The 2,614-nt window shown below is 71.9% G+C and carries 4 protein-coding genes; 2 read left to right on the forward strand and 2 right to left on the reverse strand.

The annotated features are described in order from the left end of the window. Both AC1DU6_RS26840 and AC1DU6_RS26845 read left to right on the forward strand, forming a co-directional pair. Nucleotides 1–433 (forward strand): molybdopterin cofactor-binding domain-containing protein (locus AC1DU6_RS26840; protein WP_477860843.1); only part of this gene is annotated, 433 nt, incomplete at its 5' end. Between the two features lie 51 nt (nt 434–484). Continuing rightward, entirely contained in the window at nt 485–1,264 is a 780-nt protein-coding gene (locus AC1DU6_RS26845; protein WP_056195711.1) for an SDR family NAD(P)-dependent oxidoreductase, read from the forward strand. A 4-nt stretch (nt 1,265–1,268) separates the two neighbouring features. Here AC1DU6_RS26845 and AC1DU6_RS26850 read toward each other — a convergent pair whose 3' ends face one another. Beyond that, complete coding sequence (locus AC1DU6_RS26850) at nt 1,269–2,096, reverse strand: alpha/beta fold hydrolase (RefSeq protein ID WP_477860845.1); 828 nt, start codon at nt 2,094–2,096, stop codon at nt 1,269–1,271. A gap of 8 nt (nt 2,097–2,104) precedes the next feature. After that, nucleotides 2,105–2,614: winged helix-turn-helix domain-containing protein (locus tag AC1DU6_RS26855; protein ID WP_477860847.1), on the reverse strand; the 510-nt coding region annotated here is incomplete at its 5' end.

A 2,614-nucleotide genomic window follows, 5' to 3' on the forward strand; every position in this document is an offset into this window, starting at 1 on the left:
CTACAGCTTCGTGACCTATATGGCCGTCATCGTCGAGGTGCGGGTGTCGCCCAAGGGCGAGCTCAGCATCCCGCGCATCGACGTGGCGCTGGACTGCGGCCCGGCCATCAACCCGGACCGCATCCGCTCCCAGGTCGAGGGCGCCTGCATCATGGGCCTGAGCCAGGCGCTGTACAGCGAGATCACGTTCAAGGACGGCCGCGTCGAGCAGAGCAACTACCACGACTACGAGATCGCGCGGCTCAACGTCGCGCCCAAGACCATCGCCGTGCACATCATGCCGGCCAAGAGCTACGACCAACCGCTGGGCGGCGTCGGCGAGCCGGCCATCGGCCCCATCGCACCGGCGCTGATGAACGCGATCTTCGCTGCCACGGGCAAGCGCATCCGRCAGTTGCCGTTGAAGGACCAGCTGACGGCGAAGAAGGCCTGAGGCGGCGGCGGGTCCTGGACTGACCCGCCGCAATTCCACTGGAGAAGACGCATGGCTACGGCAGGCAAGGTCGCGCTGATCACCGGCGGCGGCACGGGTGTGGGCGCCGCCACGGCGCTGATGCTGGCCGGCAGGGGTTACGACCTGCTGATCAACTACTCGCGCAGCGCGGACGAGGCCGCAGCCTGCGCCGCGGCCTGCCGTGCGGCCGGGTCCGACGTGTTCGTGAAGCAGGGCGACGTGGCGCAGGACGGCGACTGCCGCGCGCTGGCGCAGGCCGCGCTGGACCGCTGGGGCCGCATCGACGCACTGGTGAACAACGCCGGCGTGTCGGTGTTCGGCGCCGCGGCCGACTGGGACGCGCTGGACGCCGACACATTCCAGCGCATCCTGGCCGTCAATGCGCTGGGCAGCTTCCAGATGGTGCGGGCTTGCGTCGACGCGCTGAAAGCCGCGCAGGGCTGCATCGTCAACGTATCGTCGGTGGCCGGCGCTCTGGGCGTGGGCTCGTCCATGCCCTACATCGCGTCCAAGGGCGCCATCAACGCGATGACGCTGCACCTGGCCCGGTCCCTGGCACCCGCCGTGCGCGTGAACGCCGTGTGCCCTGGCCTCATCACGTCACGCTGGTTCGTGCAGGGCGTGGGGCAACAGGGCTACGAGGCTGGCCTGAAGGCCTATGAAGCCGGCGTGCCGCTGCAGCGCGCCTGCTCCCCCGAGGACGTGGCGGAAGCCATCGTCTGGCTGGTGGACGGCGCCCGCACGGTGACCGGTGAGCTGCTGATGCTGGACAGCGGCATGCACCTGGCCAGCGTGAAGCCGCCGCGCTGAGCCCTCAGCGGTCCAGCAGCCCGGCGTCCTGCATCACGCGGGTGAAGGCCTCCGGCGCTTCCAGCGACGGCAGGTGGGCCATCCCCGGCGGCGCCACGTGGCGCGCGCCAGGGATGCGCGCGGCCATCTGCCGGCAGCGCTGCACCAGGTAAGGCAGGTCCAGGTCGCCGCACACCACGCACGTGGGCATGGCCAGTTGCTCCAGCCGCGGCCAGGCGTCGGGCGCGGGCTGCAACTCGCCGATGGCCGGCGCGTGCAGCGCGATGCGGTTCATCGCCAGGAACAGCTCGCGCGCGGCGCCGCCGACCCGGCCTTCGGGCTGGCCGGGGCCGTCCAGCCACAGGCGGGCCTGCAGGCGGTTGACCTCGTCGAGCTGGCCCGCGGCGCGGGCGGCCTGCGTGGCGTCGTTCAACTCACGGCTGGCGGCATCCAGCTCGGGCGTGGGGTCGGGGGCGCCGGTGACGGCAGGCGCCACCAGCGTCAGGCCGGCCACGCGCTCGGGCGAGGCCAGCGCGAAATCGATGGCGATGCGGCCGCCCAACGAGCAGCCCACCAGCTCCACGCGGTCCAGCCGCAGCACGTCCAGCACGGCGCGCAGGTCGCTGACCCAGGCATGCGGGCGAGCGGCGGCCACGCGCGTCTGACCAAAGCCGCGGCGGTCGATGCGCAGAGCTGAGCGCTGCCCGGCAGCCGCGGCCATGGCGCCGTCCCACAACCGGCTGTCGGTGACGCCGGCGTGCAGGAACACGAGCGGTGCGCGGCCATCGTCGTGGGGGCGGTATTCGACGGCCAGCTCGGCGCCGTCAACGGGAATCCAGTGGGTGACTTGCATGAGCGGGATCAGTTCGGTTCGGCGATGCGATAGCCCACGCCCGGCTCGGTCAGCAGCACGCAGGGCTCGGCCGGCTCGACCTCGAGCTTGGCGCGCAACTGGCCCATGTACAGGCGCAGATAGTGGGTCTGCTCGGTCGCGTCCGCGCCCCAGACGTCGGCCAGCAGGCGGCGGTGGGTGACGACCTGGCCGGCCTGGCGCACCAGGCGGGCCAGCAGCTTGAACTCGGTGGGCGTCAGGCGCACGTCGGCGCCATCGCGACGTACGCGGTGGGCGGCCAGGTCGACTTCCAGGCCGGCGCGCCGGTACATCGTGATGGCCGGCTGGGCCACGGTGCCGCGGTGGCGCAGGGCCACGCGCAGCCGTGCCAGCAGCTCGCCGATGCCGAAGGGCTTGACGAGGTAGTCGTCGGCACCGGCATCGAGCAGGCGGATCTTCTGGCCTTCGACCTGGCGGGCCGAAATGACGATCAGCGGCGTCGAGCGCTCTCGGCGCAGGGCCTGCAGCAGTTCCTCACC

The organism is Roseateles sp. P5_B10, assembly GCF_056400485.1.